This window comes from Pseudomonas sp. B34(2017) (assembly GCF_002112915.1).
Lineage (GTDB): Bacteria > Pseudomonadota > Gammaproteobacteria > Pseudomonadales > Pseudomonadaceae > Aquipseudomonas > Aquipseudomonas pharyngis.
Genome location: NZ_NEJA01000001.1, coordinates 213,893 through 228,646 on the forward strand (window position 1 = coordinate 213,893; position 14,754 = coordinate 228,646).

18 protein-coding genes are annotated in these 14,754 nt (G+C 61.0%); 7 read left to right on the forward strand and 11 right to left on the reverse strand.

All coding sequences use genetic code 11. The features are described from left to right. Positions 1 to 8: 8 nt before the first annotated feature. The 3 genes from CAF80_RS01000 to CAF80_RS01010 all read left to right on the forward strand — a co-directional run bounded on the left by CAF80_RS01000 (position 9) and on the right by CAF80_RS01010 (position 3,302). Positions 9 to 1,004, forward strand: coding sequence for a sulfate ABC transporter substrate-binding protein (locus CAF80_RS01000; protein WP_085666697.1), 996 nt, complete (start codon positions 9 to 11; stop codon positions 1,002 to 1,004). A gap of 116 nt (positions 1,005 to 1,120) precedes the next feature. Next, the gene (locus tag CAF80_RS01005) at positions 1,121 to 1,846 is read left to right on the forward strand and encodes a hypothetical protein (protein WP_139831655.1); all 726 of its coding nucleotides are present in this window, start codon (positions 1,121 to 1,123) and stop codon (positions 1,844 to 1,846) included. A 268-nt stretch (positions 1,847 to 2,114) separates the two neighbouring features. Then, the gene (locus CAF80_RS01010; RefSeq protein ID WP_085666699.1) at positions 2,115 to 3,302 is read left to right on the forward strand and encodes an MFS transporter; all 1,188 of its coding nucleotides are present in this window, start codon (positions 2,115 to 2,117) and stop codon (positions 3,300 to 3,302) included. A 46-nt stretch (positions 3,303 to 3,348) separates the two neighbouring features. Here CAF80_RS01010 and CAF80_RS01015 read toward each other — a convergent pair whose 3' ends face one another. Further along, complete coding sequence (locus CAF80_RS01015; RefSeq protein ID WP_085666700.1) at positions 3,349 to 3,753, reverse strand: type II toxin-antitoxin system HicB family antitoxin; 405 nt, start codon at positions 3,751 to 3,753, stop codon at positions 3,349 to 3,351. Positions 3,754 to 4,031: 278 nt separating this feature from the next. Here CAF80_RS01015 and CAF80_RS01025 point away from each other — a divergent pair, with 278 nt between their 5' ends. Then, positions 4,032 to 4,499 carry a helix-turn-helix domain-containing protein gene (locus CAF80_RS01025; protein WP_007959254.1) on the forward strand — a complete coding sequence of 156 codons (468 nt, stop codon included), beginning with the start codon at positions 4,032 to 4,034 and terminating at the stop codon, positions 4,497 to 4,499. Continuing rightward, complete coding sequence (locus CAF80_RS01030; RefSeq protein ID WP_039769753.1) at positions 4,496 to 5,071, forward strand: PIN domain-containing protein; 576 nt, start codon at positions 4,496 to 4,498, stop codon at positions 5,069 to 5,071. Before CAF80_RS01025 ends, CAF80_RS01030 begins: the two co-directional genes overlap by 4 nt. 53 nt (positions 5,072 to 5,124) lie before the next feature. Here CAF80_RS01030 and CAF80_RS01035 read toward each other — a convergent pair whose 3' ends face one another. The 10 genes from CAF80_RS01035 to ccmA form a co-directional block, all read right to left on the reverse strand. Beyond that, positions 5,125 to 5,532 carry a hypothetical protein gene (locus CAF80_RS01035; protein WP_039769751.1) on the reverse strand — a complete coding sequence of 136 codons (408 nt, stop codon included), beginning with the start codon at positions 5,530 to 5,532 and terminating at the stop codon, positions 5,125 to 5,127. A gap of 25 nt (positions 5,533 to 5,557) precedes the next feature. Further along, positions 5,558 to 6,760, reverse strand: a complete 1,203-nt coding sequence (gene ccmI / locus CAF80_RS01040) for a c-type cytochrome biogenesis protein CcmI (protein WP_007959249.1) — start codon at positions 6,758 to 6,760, stop codon at positions 5,558 to 5,560. Further along, a complete protein-coding gene (locus CAF80_RS01045; protein ID WP_011333089.1) occupies positions 6,757 to 7,227 on the reverse strand; it encodes a cytochrome c-type biogenesis protein in 471 nt (156 codons plus the stop codon). The genes ccmI and CAF80_RS01045 overlap by 4 nt, the downstream gene beginning before the upstream one ends. Next, entirely contained in the window at positions 7,224 to 7,760 is a 537-nt protein-coding gene (locus CAF80_RS01050; RefSeq protein WP_039769747.1) for a DsbE family thiol:disulfide interchange protein, read from the reverse strand. The genes CAF80_RS01045 and CAF80_RS01050 overlap by 4 nt, the downstream gene beginning before the upstream one ends. Further along, positions 7,757 to 9,745 carry a heme lyase CcmF/NrfE family subunit gene (locus CAF80_RS01055; protein WP_064594418.1) on the reverse strand — a complete coding sequence of 663 codons (1,989 nt, stop codon included), beginning with the start codon at positions 9,743 to 9,745 and terminating at the stop codon, positions 7,757 to 7,759. Before CAF80_RS01055 ends, CAF80_RS01050 begins: the two co-directional genes overlap by 4 nt. A gap of 3 nt (positions 9,746 to 9,748) precedes the next feature. Next, entirely contained in the window at positions 9,749 to 10,204 is a 456-nt protein-coding gene (gene ccmE / locus CAF80_RS01060) for a cytochrome c maturation protein CcmE (RefSeq protein ID WP_011333086.1), read from the reverse strand. Beyond that, positions 10,201 to 10,377 carry a heme exporter protein CcmD gene (ccmD, locus tag CAF80_RS01065; protein WP_011333085.1) on the reverse strand — a complete coding sequence of 59 codons (177 nt, stop codon included), beginning with the start codon at positions 10,375 to 10,377 and terminating at the stop codon, positions 10,201 to 10,203. The genes ccmE and ccmD overlap by 4 nt, the downstream gene beginning before the upstream one ends. Further along, positions 10,374 to 11,129, reverse strand: coding sequence for a heme ABC transporter permease (gene ccmC, locus CAF80_RS01070; RefSeq protein WP_039769743.1), 756 nt, complete (start codon positions 11,127 to 11,129; stop codon positions 10,374 to 10,376). Before ccmC ends, ccmD begins: the two co-directional genes overlap by 4 nt. Before the next feature lie 78 nt (positions 11,130 to 11,207). Then, entirely contained in the window at positions 11,208 to 11,876 is a 669-nt protein-coding gene (gene ccmB, locus CAF80_RS01075; protein WP_011333083.1) for a heme exporter protein CcmB, read from the reverse strand. Further along, the gene (gene ccmA, locus CAF80_RS01080; protein ID WP_007959232.1) at positions 11,873 to 12,508 is read right to left on the reverse strand and encodes a cytochrome c biogenesis heme-transporting ATPase CcmA; all 636 of its coding nucleotides are present in this window, start codon (positions 12,506 to 12,508) and stop codon (positions 11,873 to 11,875) included. Before ccmA ends, ccmB begins: the two co-directional genes overlap by 4 nt. A gap of 197 nt (positions 12,509 to 12,705) precedes the next feature. On the opposite strand from ccmA, the gene CAF80_RS01085 reads away from it, so the two are divergent. Together CAF80_RS01085 and CAF80_RS01090 are read left to right on the forward strand one after the other, a co-directional pair. Then, positions 12,706 to 14,280, forward strand: a complete 1,575-nt coding sequence (locus tag CAF80_RS01085; protein WP_085666701.1) for a flagellar hook-length control protein FliK — start codon at positions 12,706 to 12,708, stop codon at positions 14,278 to 14,280. After that, the gene (locus tag CAF80_RS01090; protein WP_085666702.1) at positions 14,277 to 14,606 is read left to right on the forward strand and encodes an EscU/YscU/HrcU family type III secretion system export apparatus switch protein; all 330 of its coding nucleotides are present in this window, start codon (positions 14,277 to 14,279) and stop codon (positions 14,604 to 14,606) included. The genes CAF80_RS01085 and CAF80_RS01090 overlap by 4 nt, the downstream gene beginning before the upstream one ends. Positions 14,607 to 14,754 lie beyond the last annotated feature (148 nt).

A 14,754-nucleotide genomic window follows, 5' to 3' on the forward strand; every position in this document is an offset into this window, starting at 1 on the left:
AATGCGCAGTGAAAAAACTCTTTGGCGCCTCACTTCTCGCCGCAGGTCTTGCCTTCGGCAGCGCGGCTCAGGCCGCACCGACCCTGCTCAACGTTTCCTACGACGTGATGCGCGATTTCTACAAGGACTACAACGCTGCGTTCCAGAAACACTGGCAGGCCGAACACAACGAAAACATCACCGTGCAGATGTCTTTCGGCGGTTCGAGCAAGCAAGCCCGTTCGGTGATCGACGGCCTGCCGGCTGACGTCATTACCATGAACATGGCCACCGACATCAACGCCCTGGCCGACAACGGTCAACTGGTGCCGAAGGACTGGGTCACCCGTCTGCCAAACAACAGCGCGCCATTCACCTCGGCCACCGTGTTCATCGTGCGCAAGGGCAACCCGAAAGCCCTGAAAGACTGGCCGGACCTGCTCAAGGACGGCGTGCAGGTGATCGTGCCGAACCCGAAAACTTCGGGCAACGGCCGCTACACCTACCTGTCCGCCTGGGGCTACGTCCTGAAAAACGGCGGTGACGAGAACAAGGCCAAAGACTTCGTCGGCAAGCTGTTCAAACAGGCGCCAGTGCTGGACACCGGTGGCCGCGCCGCCACCACCACGTTCATGACCAACCAGATCGGCGACGTGCTGGTGACATTCGAAAACGAAGCCGAAATGATCGCCCGCGAGTTCGGCCGCGACCAGTTCGAAGTCATCTACCCAAGCGTCTCCGCCGAAGCCGAGCCGCCGGTGTCGGTGGTCGACAAAGTGGTCGAGAAGAAAGGCTCCCGCGCCGCTGCCGAGGAATACCTGAAGTTCCTGTGGTCGCCGCAAGGTCAGGAAATCGCGGCCGCCAACTACCTGCGTCCACGTGACCCGGCGGTACTGGCCAAGTACACCGACCGCTTCCCGAAAGTCGATTTCCTGTCGGTCGAGAAGACCTTCGGCGACTGGCGCACCGTACAGAAGACCCACTTCAACGATGGCGGGATCTTCGACCAGATCTACGCTCAGTAAAACGCGTCACTGCGTCCATCAAGGCGGCCCTCGGGCCGCCTTTTTCTATTACAATCCCGACGCGCTTCCACACTAGTGCCCTGCCCCCTGATCAACCGACACAAGGATGACGTTTGTTGAATGCTGAAAAAACCAGCGCAACTATCTTTGGAATCATCACATCCATTGTGGCAATTGCCGGTCTATACATATCGCTCTCAAGCCCAAGTCCGAACCTGGTCGCTGAAATCAGCAAGCAAGTTTCGTATGCTCCGCCTCAATACTCAAAGCTGATGCTTCAGAGTAGGACACTGGCCAACTCGGAAACGCTGTCGTCCCTGATAAACAAGGCAGTACCCGAAGCGTCGTTTGAACAAAAAAACGATTTATTTGAAAAAATCCGCAGCAATATGCTCACACCTTGGACTTCACCCTTTGAGGACGGGGTCAACGCTTTCCAGACAATGGTATTCATCTGGATCAAGAATGAAGGTTCCGCTGTAGCGAAAGATGTCTACGTCGACCTGCCTGAATCTGGTCTTTTAATGGTTCAGGATGATAAGAAAGAGCTTGTAAAGGCCGACGAACAAGTACGCCGCTACAAGATTCCTTCGATCAAGCAAGGCGGCTCATACAAGCTTTGGATCTGGTTTCCATCAGAACTCGAGAAGATCGATGAATTCGCCGTCAGTATCGGCAACGACCAACAAACTGCTCACCTGGAGTACCCAAGGGAATTCAAAGGCTGGGCGGCACGTGTCGCCAATTTTTATGAGGTCTTTATCTGTCTTGCTGTGATGATGTTTATTTCGTTTGCTGCATGGCTATATGAAATTCTCAAAGCGCCAGCCCGTAGTTCCTGAATCCTCTTTGCGCAACGTCTGCAGGAGGCTTGAGCCAGCAGCGCGTTAGCCGTGCTCGGAAACAAACATAAGCACGCTATCGAACAAGATGTAAGTGAATGTATCATCGACGCTCAACGGTCGGACGCAAGGTTCGCCGATGAACAATGGATTGTTCGGCGCCACCTGTTCCGCAACGGAATAACTGATATCGATCAGAAGCCTCTACTGCCGGCTCGGCCCGTCCCTTAGCCTCATCGCATTCCTTTTCGCTGGATCGAGAAACCCTATGACCGCCACAACTCACGCAATGACCCGAGGCATGGTGCTGCTGTTCGCTTTCTGCTGCGGCGCCATCGTTGCCAACATCTACTACGCCCAGCCGATCATCGGCCTGATCGCGCCGGACATCGGCCTGAGCGACACCATGGCCAGTTTCATCGTGTCGCTGACCCAGATCGGCTATGCGCTGGGCCTGTTCTTCCTGGTGCCGCTGGCGGATCTGCTGGAAAACCGCCGTCTGATGATCATCACCACCGTGGTGGCGATTGCCAGCCTGCTCGGTGCGGCGTTTACCGATCAACCGAATGTATTCCTGCTCATTTCTTTGCTGGTGGGTTTCAGCTCGGTATCGGTGCAGGTGCTGATTCCATTGGCGGCGCACCTGGCGCCGGAGGAATCCCGTGGCCGGGTGGTCGGCGGGATCATGGGCGGTTTGCTGCTGGGGATTCTGCTGGCGCGGCCAGTGTCGAGCGTGGTCGCCGACCACCTCGGCTGGCGGGCGATGTTCATGATCGCAGCCGCCTTGATGGCGGCGATCAGCGTGGTGCTGGCGTTGACCGTTCCCAAGCGCCAGCCGGACCACAGCGCTTCCTACGGCCAATTGCTGGGTTCCTTGTGGACGCTGCTGCGCAAACAACCGGTGCTGCGTCAGCGGGCGTTTTACCAGGCCTGCATGTTCGCCACCTTCAGCCTGTTCTGGACCGCCGTGCCGCTGGAACTCGCGCGCAACCATGGCTTGTCCCAGAGTGAAATCGCGATCTTCGCCCTGGTCGGTGCCATCGGTGCCATCGCCGCGCCGATCAGCGGACGCCTGGCCGACGCCGGCCACACCCGCATCGCTTCGTTGCTGGCCATGCTGTTCGCCAGCCTGAGCTTCCTGCCCGCCTTCATCCACCCGGCCTACAGCGTGATCGGCCTGGCCGTGACCGGCGTGGTGCTCGATTTCTGCGTGCAGATGAACATGGTGCTCGGCCAGCGCGCGGTCTACTCCCTCGACGCCAAAAGCCGCGGCCGCCTCAACGCGCTGTACATGACCAGCATCTTCGTCGGCGGCGCCTTCGGCTCGTCGGTGGCCAGTGCGGTGTACGAGCATGGCGGCTGGTTGTGGATCGTGATTGTCGGCAGCGCGTTCCCGCTGCTGGCGCTGGTGCGGTTTTTGAGTGCTTCGCAGAAGACCGTTCTGGCAACGGCCTAGAACCTGAAAAGCCCTGTCGGATCGCTGATCCGAGAGGGCTCGAGGTTCAATGCCGGACCAGCTTTTCCATGGCGGCATCCGCCAGAAAAGAGGAGCGGCTTTTGACATTGTGTTCACGCACATAGCGGTCAATGCGCTGGATGACATAGCCCGGCAACGTCACGTTGACCTTTTCGGTCTTGCCCATGTACGGCGAGATGTCCAGTTCGAGCATGCCCCAGCCCATGTCGGCAAACTCCGGGTTGTTGCGATGGGTGGCCGCGGAGGTCGGCATCGGAATCGAATCACCATCCGCCGCGATCTCCTGCAGCATGATGTGGGCAATCTCGACGGCCGCGTTGTAGGCATCCTCAAACGTATCCCCGGCCGTTACCGCGCCGGGAATATCGGGAATCTGAATCCCGATGGCGGTGTTCTCGTCACCCCACTCGATGCAGATTGGGTATTGCATTGTGAAATTGCCTCGCCCATTAAAGTAACTCTAGAGATACCTTTAGTAGCCTGCGGAAGGTTGTGACACAACGTTGGTTGTTTTGCAGGATGTTTTGACTACCTGTCGGCGGTGTTTCCGACGGGTAGGCTGGCCAGTGTCAAGGCGCGGGCGTTCGTTGAATATGTGCAGGGGTTGTCGGCGAAAAGCCATAAAACCCCTACTCGTTTCGTTTATTGCGATTTTCGCTTATTTCGAATAACGTTCCGGCATTCCTCATTTCCAAAGCCGGACTCGCCATGTCGACCGTTATTCATCCCTCCATCAGCCTCCCCGTAGAACGCGAAGTAAAAGCCGCCATTGAAGGGCAGCGTGCCCTGGCGGCATACCTCGCGACCCATTTCGAGACTCAGCACATCCAGATTTTCGACGAGCAGAACGAAGCTCATCGCGTCGAACTGCCCACCTCGGCCCTGCGCTTGCTGATCGACATTCTGGCGGAACTGGCAGCCGGCAACGCGGTGCAGGTCGTACCGGTGCATGCCGAATTGACGACCCAGGAAGCCGCGGACCTCCTCAACGTCTCACGTCCACACCTCATAAAACTGCTGGAAAGCGGCGAGTTGTCCTACCACAAAACAGGCAAGCACCGACGTGTGCGTTTTGCCGATCTGATGGACTATAAGACCCGGCGCACCACCGCCAGCGAGCAGGCAATGGCGCTTCTCGCAGAGCAAGCTCAGGCGTTAAGGACAGGATACGAGTGAGGCATTCCTCTTTTACCGCTTTATATGATGCATGCGTCTTGTACCCTGCCCCCTTGAGAGACTTCCTCATGTGGCTTGCCCTCTCGGGGCGATTTCGGGCGCGATGGACCCAGGAGATTCACTGCGAATGGAAACGCAATCTGTTGAAGAACCGTCCTGACCTGACGATGGAACAGCTGGATCGTACGTCCGGCCTGATGGATCAAGCGATACCCGACGCCTGTGTCCATGACTATGAAGACCTGATTGCCGGCCTCACCTTGCCCGACTGCGATGATCGCCATGTTCTGGCGGCGGCCATCCGCTGCGGCGCAAGTGTGATAGTGACCTTCAACCAGAAAGACTTTCCCTGCAAAACGCTGGAGCCTTTCGGCATCGAGGCGCAGCATCCGGACGAGTTCGTCGACAATCTCTTGGGGCTTGATCCGGCAGCAGTGGTTGCTGCGGCCCAAAAGCAGCGTCGGCAGCTGAAAATGCCTGCCATGGACGTCGAACCTTTTCTTGATCTACTGCAACGACAAGGCCTGGTTAAATCAGTCCAGGCACTCCGCGGCTATCACGCAATCCTTTGAAAGCTCATTACCCCCACACAGCAAAACGGCGATCCAAAGATCGCCGTTTTTCATTACTGCCCGAACTGCTTGCCCAGTCCCGCCGGTACGCCGTGGATGTTGGTTTCTTCCCACGGGCCGTTGGGGCTGATCGAGCGGCTCCAGCCGTTGTTCCAGCGGTAGTAGGTGCGCTGACGGTAGAAGGTGTTGGTCTGGTCGTCGAGCACGTAAACGCCCAGTTTCTGGTCCCAGTGGCTGTTGCCGCCCGGTGGTGGGGCGAAGCTGGCGGAGGTGCGCGGGACAGGTTTGGCGGGTTTGGCCGGGATGCCCGGTTTGCTCGGCGTCGGGCTGGTCGACGGGGTCGGGCTGGGTTGTGACGGTGGGATCGGCGGCAGCCGTGTGGTGGGCTCCGGTCGTTGCACCGCACATGCGCTCAAGCCCAGGGCCAGTGTGAGGACTGTGATTCGGGCGATGGCGTTCATGGCGGTGCTTTCCTGTTGGTTCCGGCTATTTGTCCGGGCTGTCGATGGTCAGTGTCTGCGGCGCGGTGGTGCTGCTGGCCAGAGGCCCGCTGCGACCGACCCACTCACCGGCGGTCGGCTGACCGGCACGGGAGATGCGCGCAACCAGTTGGACTTCGGGGAAGTTCGACAGTTTCAATTGCGGCATCATCGCGTCGGCATCACCCAGTTCGACGGTCACCGGCAGATCGGCGACGGTCAGGCGCTTGGCCGCCAGCGGTGCCGGCGGGCCCGAGGTGGCGCGGGCAAAAATGAATACGCTGTCACCCGGTTGCACTTTGGCTTTGAGCTCGCTGGCCAGATCCACACGCACTTTCAACAACGCCGCCGCTTTCGCCGCCGGTGCCTGGGCGACCTTGCCGCCGCTGGCCTGCAGTTTTTCGGTGGCGCGGGTGATACCACCCTGCAGAGCCTCGCGGGATTTGTCCTGTGGTGGCAGTTGCGCCAGCAGACGGTTCCAGTAGTCGATGGCCTCCTGATAACGCTCGCCTTCGAACGCGGCGATGCCCAGCAGGCCGAGACTGGTGACTTCTTTCGGATCGGCTTTCAGCGCTTCATCGGTCAGAGCCTGAACCTTGTCCGACCATTTTTTGTTGTCGGCGAAGTATTGGGCCTGCGCCCACTGGCCGAGCAGTTCCGGCTGACGACCGGCCAGATTGACGGCACGCTCGAACATCTTCGCCGCATCAGCCGGACGATCCTGGGCCATGTAAGTGCGACCGAGGAAATACACGCCTTCAGCCGAATCCGGCTGCGCAGCGACTGCGCGTTCCAGACGCTGAGTCATCTCTTCCATCGACTGCGGCGCCTGGGCGAATTCCCGGGTCAGTTCGACCTTGTCGCTCGCGCCAAAGTGCAGGTACAAACCGAGGCCCAACACCGGCACCAGCACGGCTGCCAGCAATGGCAACGGCTTGCCCAGACGCGAAACCCGCGCCGGCGCCACACCTTCGGTGTCGGCCAACAGTTCCCGGGCCGCTTCGGCGCGGCCGCTGTCCATTTGCGCGGCGTCGAGCACGCCTTCCGCCTGCTGCGATTGCAGCTCGGCGACGCGTTCCTGATACAGCGCGACGTTGAGAGCGGTTCGATCCTCTTCACGCTGGGCGCGACGTTCGCGCAGAACGGGGATCAACAGAAAACTCAGGGCGACCAGAAGCAACAGCCCTGCGGCAAGCCAGAAATCAATCATTCTTGGTTTTTATCCAACAGTTGGTCGAGGCGCTGACGCTCTTCAGGAGACAGCGATTGCGGCGTCTCGGCGCGTTGCCCGCGACGGCGGCGGACGATCACGGCAATCACCACGAACCCACCCAGCAACAGGCCGGCCGGGCCGAACCAGAGCAAAGCGGTCTTGGCATTGAGCGCCGGTTTGTAGCGGACGAAATCACCGTAGCGGTCGACCATGAAGTCGATAATCTGCTGATTGTCCTTGCCCTCGCCGAGCATGCGGAAAATCTCTTTGCGCAGGTCGGCGGCAATCGGCGCGTTGGAGTCGGCGATGTCCTGGTTCTGGCACTTGGGGCAGCGCAGTTCCTTGGTCAGCTCGCGGAAACGCTCGCGATCGCCTTCTTTGGCGAACTCGTAGGTGTCGATGGCGGCGTGGGCCACGCCGGCCAGGCTCAAGCCCAGCACCATGGCGGCTAAAAAGCGCTTCATGGCTTGGCCTCGTCGACCAGCGCCTGATACTTGGCCGCCAGTTTTTCCCGCCAGACCTGCTCGTCGATCACCCCGACGTACTTGTCGCGGATGATGCCCTTGGCGTCGATGAAGAAGGTTTCCGGCGCACCGTAGACACCGAGGTTCAGGCCCAGCGAGCCTTCGTCGTCGCGGATGTCCAGTTGATACGGATTGTGGAATTCGGCCAGCCACTTCAACGCATCGGCGTTGGTGTCCTTGTAGTTGATGCCGTAGATCACCACGCCGCGCTCGGCGAGCTTGTTCAGCACCGGGTGCTCGACCCGGCAGGAAATGCACCAGGTGCCCCAGACGTTGACCAGTGCCGGTTTGCCGAGAATGTCGGACTTGGTCAGGGTCTTGTCGCCCTGCACCGCCGGCAGCGAAAACTCCGGAAACGGTTTGCCGATCATCGCCGACGGCAGCTCCGCCGGATCCAGGTACAGACCGCGATAAAGGAATACGGCCACCAGCAGGAAAATCGCCAATGGCACCAGCATCAACCAACGTCTCATGCAGCGGCTCCTTCCATGCCCAGCGCTTCACGCACGCGGGCTTTGACCTTCACTCGATAACGCCGATCCAGCGCCGCCAGCAGACCACCGAAACCGGTCAGCAGACCGCCGAACCAGATCCAGCGCACAAACGGTTTCACATGCACCCGCACCGCCCAGGCGCCATCGCCCAGCGGTTCGCCCAGGGCGACGTATAGGTCGCGGGTGAAACCGGCGTCGATCCCGGCCTCGGTCATCACCGAGTTCTGCACGGTGTACAGACGTTTTTCCGGGTGCAGCACGCTGATTTCCTGACCGTTGCGGATCACCCGGACGGTGCCCTTGTCGGAGGTGAAGTTCGGGCCTTCGAAATGCTTGGCGCCTTCGAACACGAACTGATAACCGGCCAGGTCCATCGACTCGCCCGGTGCCAGGCGCAGGTCGCGCTCGGCACTGTTCTGGCTCGACAACACCACGCCCAGCGCACAGACGGCGATACCGAGGTGGGCGATCTGCATGCCCCAGTAACTGCGGGTCAGGGTCGGCAGGCCTTTGATCAGACCTTTGTGGCGGGTCTTGTCGAAGATGTCGCGCACGCCGGCCAGCAACACCCAGGCCGCGAGCAGGAACGTCGCGATGACGGCCCAGTTGAAATCGCCGTAAGCGACACCGGCCACCACCGCCAGGGCAACGCTGCCCAGCAGCACCGGGGTCAGCATGCTGACCAGCCATTTAACCGGGGTGTCTTTCCAGCGCACGATCACACCGACCGCCATCACCAACATCAACAGCGCCATCAACGGAATGAACAACGCGTTGAAGTATGGCGGGCCGACCGACAGCTTGGCGCCGCTGATCGCGTCGAGAATCAGCGGATACAGCGTGCCGAGCAGGATCATCGACGCTGCCACCACCAGCACCAGGTTATTGCCCAGCAGCAGGGTTTCCCGCGACCACAGATTGAAACCGACCTGGCTCTTGACCACCGGGGCGCGCAAGGCAAACAGGGTCAGCGAACCACCGACCACGAACAGCAGGAAGATCAGGATGAACACGCCTCGCTCAGGATCGGAGGCAAACGCGTGCACCGAGGTCAGCACGCCGGAACGCACGAGGAAAGTGCCGAGCAGGCTCAGGGAGAACGCGGCAATCGCCAGCAACACCGTCCAGCTCTTGAACACGCCACGTTTCTCGGTGACCGCCAGCGAGTGAATCAGCGCCGTGCCCACCAGCCATGGCATGAAGGAGGCGTTTTCCACCGGGTCCCAGAACCACCAGCCGCCCCAGCCGAGTTCGTAGTAAGCCCACCACGAACCGAGGGTGATGCCGATGCCGAGGAAAGCCCAGGCGACGATGGTCCACGGACGCGACCAACGTGCCCACGCCGCATCGAGACGACCGCCGAGCAGTGCGGCGATGGCAAACGCGAAGGCCACCGAGAAACCGACGTAACCCATGTAGAGCATCGGCGGATGGACGATCAGGCCGATGTCCTGCAGCAATGGGTTGAGGTCACGACCATCGGCCGGGATCTGCGGCAGGATCCGCGAAAACGGGTTCGAGGTGAGGATCAGGAACAACAGGAAACCGGTGCTGATCATGCCCATCACCGCCAGCACGCGGGCGAGCATGACTTGCGGCAGTTGCCGGGAGAACACCGACACCGCGAAGGTCCAGCCGCCGAGGATCAACGCCCACAGCAGCAGCGACCCTTCGTGGGCGCCCCACACCGCGCTGAACTTGTAGTACCACGGCAAAGCACTGTTGGAGTTCATCGCGACGTAAGCCACGGAGAAATCGTCGGTCATGAACGCATAGGTCAGGCAACCGAAGGCGAATAGCAGGAATGCGAACTGCCCCCACGCCGCCGGTTGGGCGAGGCCCATCCACAGACGGTCGCCGCGCCAGGCACCGAGCAACGGCACCACGGCCTGCACCAGCGCGAAACACAGCGCCAGAATCATGGCCAGATGGCCCAGTTCAGGAATGAAAATGCTGGATGTCATCGATCAACCCTCCTTCGCAGGGGTTGGCGCGGATTGACCGCTGTCCTTCAGGGCCTTGGTCACTTCCGGCGGCATGTATTTTTCGTCGTGCTTGGCCAGCACTTCATCGGCAACCACCACGCCGTCGGCGTTGAGCTTGCCCAGCGCGACGATGCCCTGCCCTTCGCGGAACAGGTCCGGCAGGATTCCGCGATAGGTGATGGTCACGGACTTGTTGAAGTCGGTGACCACGAATTTGACGTCCAGCGAATCCGTGGAGCGTTGCAGCGAGCCCTTCTCGACCATGCCGCCGGCGCGGATGCGGGTGTCCTGCGGCGCTTCGCCGTTGGCGATCTGGGTCGGGGTGTAAAACAGGTTGATGTTCTGCTGCAGGGCGCTCAGGGCCAGGCCGACGGCAGCGCCGACCCCGACCAGAATTGCCAGGATGATGATCAGACGCTTTTTACGCAGCGGATTCACTTGCCGTTCTCCCGGCGCAGACGACGCGCCTCTTGTTGCAGATAGCGCTTGCGGGCCGCGATCGGCGCCGCCACGTTGAGGATCAGTACCGCCAGACAGATGCCGTAGGCCGACCAGACATACAGGCCGTGATGGCCCATGGCGAGGAAGTCGCCGAATGACGCGAAACTCATCGAGCGGCCTCCAGGCTGTTCTGCACTTCTTCTTTCACCCAACTGGCGCGGGCTTCGCGCTTGAGCACTTCAAGGCGCATGCGCAGCAACAGCACGGCGCCGAAGAAACAGTAGAAACCCAGCACCGTCAGCAGCAGCGGCAGCCACATTTCGACGGGCATCGCCGGTTTTTCGGTGAGGGTGAAGGTCGCGCCCTGGTGAAGGGTGTTCCACCACTCCACCGAGTATTTGATGATCGGGATGTTGATCACGCCGACGATGGCCAGCACCGCGCAGGCCTTGGCGGCGCTGTCGCGATTGCTGATGGCGTTGCCCAGGGCGATCACGCCGAAATACAGGAACAGCAGAATCAGCATCGAGGTCAGACGCGCGTCCCAGACCCACCACGAACCCCAGGTCGGTTTGCCCCAGATCGCTCCGGTGACCAGCGCCACGGCGGTCATCCAGGCACCGATCGGCGCGGCGCATTGCAGGGCGACGTCGGCCAGTTTCATCTTCCACACCAGCCCGACCACACCGCACACCGCCAGCATCACGTAGATCGACTGAGCGAGCATCGCGGCGGGTACGTGGATATAGATGATGCGAAAGCTGTTGCCTTGCTGATAGTCCGGCGGCGCGAAGGCCAGGCCCCAGATGACGCCAACGCAGATCAGCAACAACGCGGCGAGGCTCAACCACGGCAAAAACTTGCTGCTGATGCCGTAGAACCACTTGGGCGAGCCGAGCTTGTGAAACCAGGTCCAGTTCATACTGTTTCCATCACGGGTGCCGCTCATCGGTGTGAGCAGTCTCAGGGTCTTTGCTGGTTAAATTTTAACCAGACCTCATTATTCGCCGACGCTGATCTTCAGGCCAGCCGCTATTGCAAAAGGTGTCAGGGTTATCGCCAGGGCGGTCAGGCTGCCAAGCCACAACAGATAACCAAGCGCCGGCATGCCCTGCAACGCCGCCTGCAAGGCGCCACTGCCGAGGATCAACACCGGGATGTACAACGGCAGAATCAGCAGCGCCAGCAACAGGCCTCCGCGTTTCAGACCGACCGTCAGCGCCGCGCCCACCGCGCCGAGCAAGCTCAGCACCGGTGTTCCCAGCAGCAACGAAAGCAGCAATACCGGCAGACACGCAGCCGGCAACCCGAGCATCAACGCCAGTAACGGCGAGAGCAAAACCAGTGCCAGCCCGGAAAAAAGCCAGTGTGCCAGCACCTTGGCCAATACCAGAAGTGGCAGGGGGTGCGGCGAAAGGACCCACTGTTCAAGGGAGCCATCTTCGAAATCACTGCGGAAAAGCCCGTCCAGCGAGAGCAGCACCGACAACAGTGCCGCCACCCAGACTAACCCCGGGGACAAGTTTTGCAATACTTGAGTTTCCGGTCCGACGGCCAGCGGGAACAACGCGATGACGATGGCGAAGAAAATCAGCGGATTGGCCAGCTCCGCCGGGCGGCGGAACAGCAGTCGGGACTCACGGGCAACCAGCAGGCCGAACACACTCATACCGCCCAATTCCCCAGATCGATGTCGCGATAACCGGCCGGCATCCGGCTCAGCGTGTGGTGGGTGGTGAGCACCACCAGCCCTCCCCGTTCGCAGTGCCCGGCCAGGTGTTCTTCAAGCTGTGCCACGCCCTGTTTGTCCAGCGCAGTGAACGGTTCATCGAGAATCCACAACGGCGGGCTATCGAGATACAACCGCGCCAGCGCCACGCGGCGCTGCTGGCCGGCGGACAGGCTGTGGCAGGGAACATCCTCGAAACCACGCAATCCAACCGCCGCCAGGGCCTGCCAGATCGCGTCGCGTTCGGCGGGTTGATGCAGGGCGCAGAGCCAGGCGAGATTTTCTTCCGGGGTGAGCAAGTCCTTGATCCCGGCAGCATGGCCGATCCACAGCAGGTTGCGCGCCAGTTCGCTGCGTTGCTCGCCCAGTGGCTTGCCGTTGAGCAATACCTGGCCATCGGTCGGCTGCATCAGACCGGCCAGCAAACGCAGCAAACTGGTCTTGCCGCTGCCGTTGGGGCCGCTGATCTGCACCATATCGCCACTGGCCAGTCTCAATTCGAGATTGTCGAAGAGCAGTCTGAGATCACGTTCACACGCGAGGGCGACGGTTTGCAGGACAGGACTGGTCAAGGGATCACGGGCCTTATACGGTTCAAGTCGGCTCTGGCGCGGCCGTTAAAGAGTTGCAGCATAAATGCAATGACGGCTCAATCCAGAGAGCTGCGTCAAACAATTGCTATGTTTTTTGAACGAATGGAAGGACGGGCGGCATTATACATGGCGTCCCCCGCTCTCCCGAGTGCATTTTCCTCAGGTTGTGTCCGCGTATGACAGGCGAAATGAACATCCTCCCGCTCCCGCCCACCGCCCCGGCGACCGTTCGCCCGCAGGTGGGTGAGCTGCTGAAGTTGCTGACGCCGGTCGACGGGCTGATTGCCGCCGGCCAGAGCGCCAAGGCCGAGGTGTTGTCGCTCAAGCAGGCGGATCAGACCTTTCAATTGCTGCTCAAGGTGACGCTGGACAGCGGCCGTCAGACCACCGTGCAGGCGACCAGCAATCTGCCGCTGCCTCAGGGCACCAGTCTGGCGATCACCCAGCCGTCAGCGGGCAATCTGGCGATCACCGTGCAACAGGCCATCGCCAGCAGCGTCGCCACCCTCACCCGCATCGACACCGCGCAATTGCCGGTTGGCACGCTGCTGCAAGGCAAGGTGCTGACGGCTCAGACCTTGCCGCAGGTGCCGGGGCAGCCGACCGTATACCGCTCGATGGTCAGCCTGCTCAACACCGCGTTGAGCGGCAGCACCTTGACCATCGACAGCCCGCAACCGTTGCGTATCGGCACCTTGCTGTCGGCGCTGGTGCAGGACTCGCAGACCCTGAAGTTCCTGCCGCTGAGCAATCGCCAGGAACAACTGGCGGTCAGCCAGCAGCTGGTCAGCCAGCAAAGCCGTCAGGGCTCTCTCGACGGCTTGCTGAAAATGCTCCAGAGCCTGCCCCCCGCCACCGATCAGACGTCCCAGGATTTGCGCGCGGCCGTGGACAAACTGCTCGCCAATCTGCCGGACGTGCAGCAACTGAGCACCCCGAAAGGTCTGGCCCAGGCGCTGGCCAACAGCGGCGTGTTCCTCGAAACCAAACTGCTGACCGGGCAGAACCCGACGCTGGCCCCGGACATGAAAGCCGATCTGCTCAAGCTGATCGCCCAGCTCACCCCCGGCCTGCCCGGCAACACCAATCTGAACGCGATCATCGCCGCCAACACGCTGGCCCAGGCGCTGCCGAGCTTCGTGCGCAACGCCCTCGGCATGCTCGGTCAGGTCAGCGCGAAACCGGTGCCGAGCAGTTTCCCGCTGCCCGACCGACTGCTGCAAAGCCTGGAAGGTGAAGGCGATCTGGAGCATTTGCTGCGCCTCGCTGCGGCTGCCGTGTCGCGCCTGCAAAGCCATCAGCTGTCGAGCCTGGAACAGACCGGCGTGACCGACGACGGCCGTCTGCTCAGCACCTGGCAGCTGGAAATCCCGATGCGCAACCTGCAGGACATCGTGCCGTTGCAGGTCAAGTTCCAGCGCGAAGAAGCACCGGAGAAACAGGAAGCCAACGAGCAGCGCCGCGATGAGCGCGAACCGAAGCAGCAACTGTGGCGCGTCGATCTGGCGTTCGACATGGAACCGCTGGGGCCGATGCAGATTCAGGCACAGTTGATCAGCGGCAGCCTGTCCAGTCAGTTGTGGGCCGAGCGGCCGTACACCGCGAGTCTGATCGAAAGCAACCTGACCGCCCTGCGTCAACGCCTGCTGGATTCCGGGCTGAACGTCGGCGACCTCGACTGCCACCTCGGCACCCCGCCGCAAGGCATCCAAACCCGCCTCGAACACCGCTGGGTCGACGAAACCGCATGAATGACACCACCGCTCCACGCCAGGCCATCGCCCTCAAATACGACGGCAGCCACGCCCCGACCCTTACCGCCAAGGGCGACGAAGAACTGGCCGAAGAAATCCTGCGGATCGCCCGCGACTGTGAAGTGCCGATCTACGAAAACGCCGAACTGGTGAAACTGCTGGCGCGAATGGAACTGGGCGACAGCATCCCCGAAGAGCTGTACCGCACCATCGCCGAGATCATCGCGTTTGCCTGGAACCTCAAGGGCAAGTTTCCGGCGGGACAGGACCCGGACGCACCGATGGTCGAGAAAGACGTCACCGAACGCGGCGACGATTACTGAAGGCAAAAAAAACGCAGCCATCGATGACTGCGATTTTTTTCGCTGATTGTTCCCACGCTCTGCGTGGGAACACCCGCCCGTGACGCTCTGCGTCACCCTTCACACGCGGAACGCGGAGCGTTCCAAGATGCATTCCCACGCAGACGGT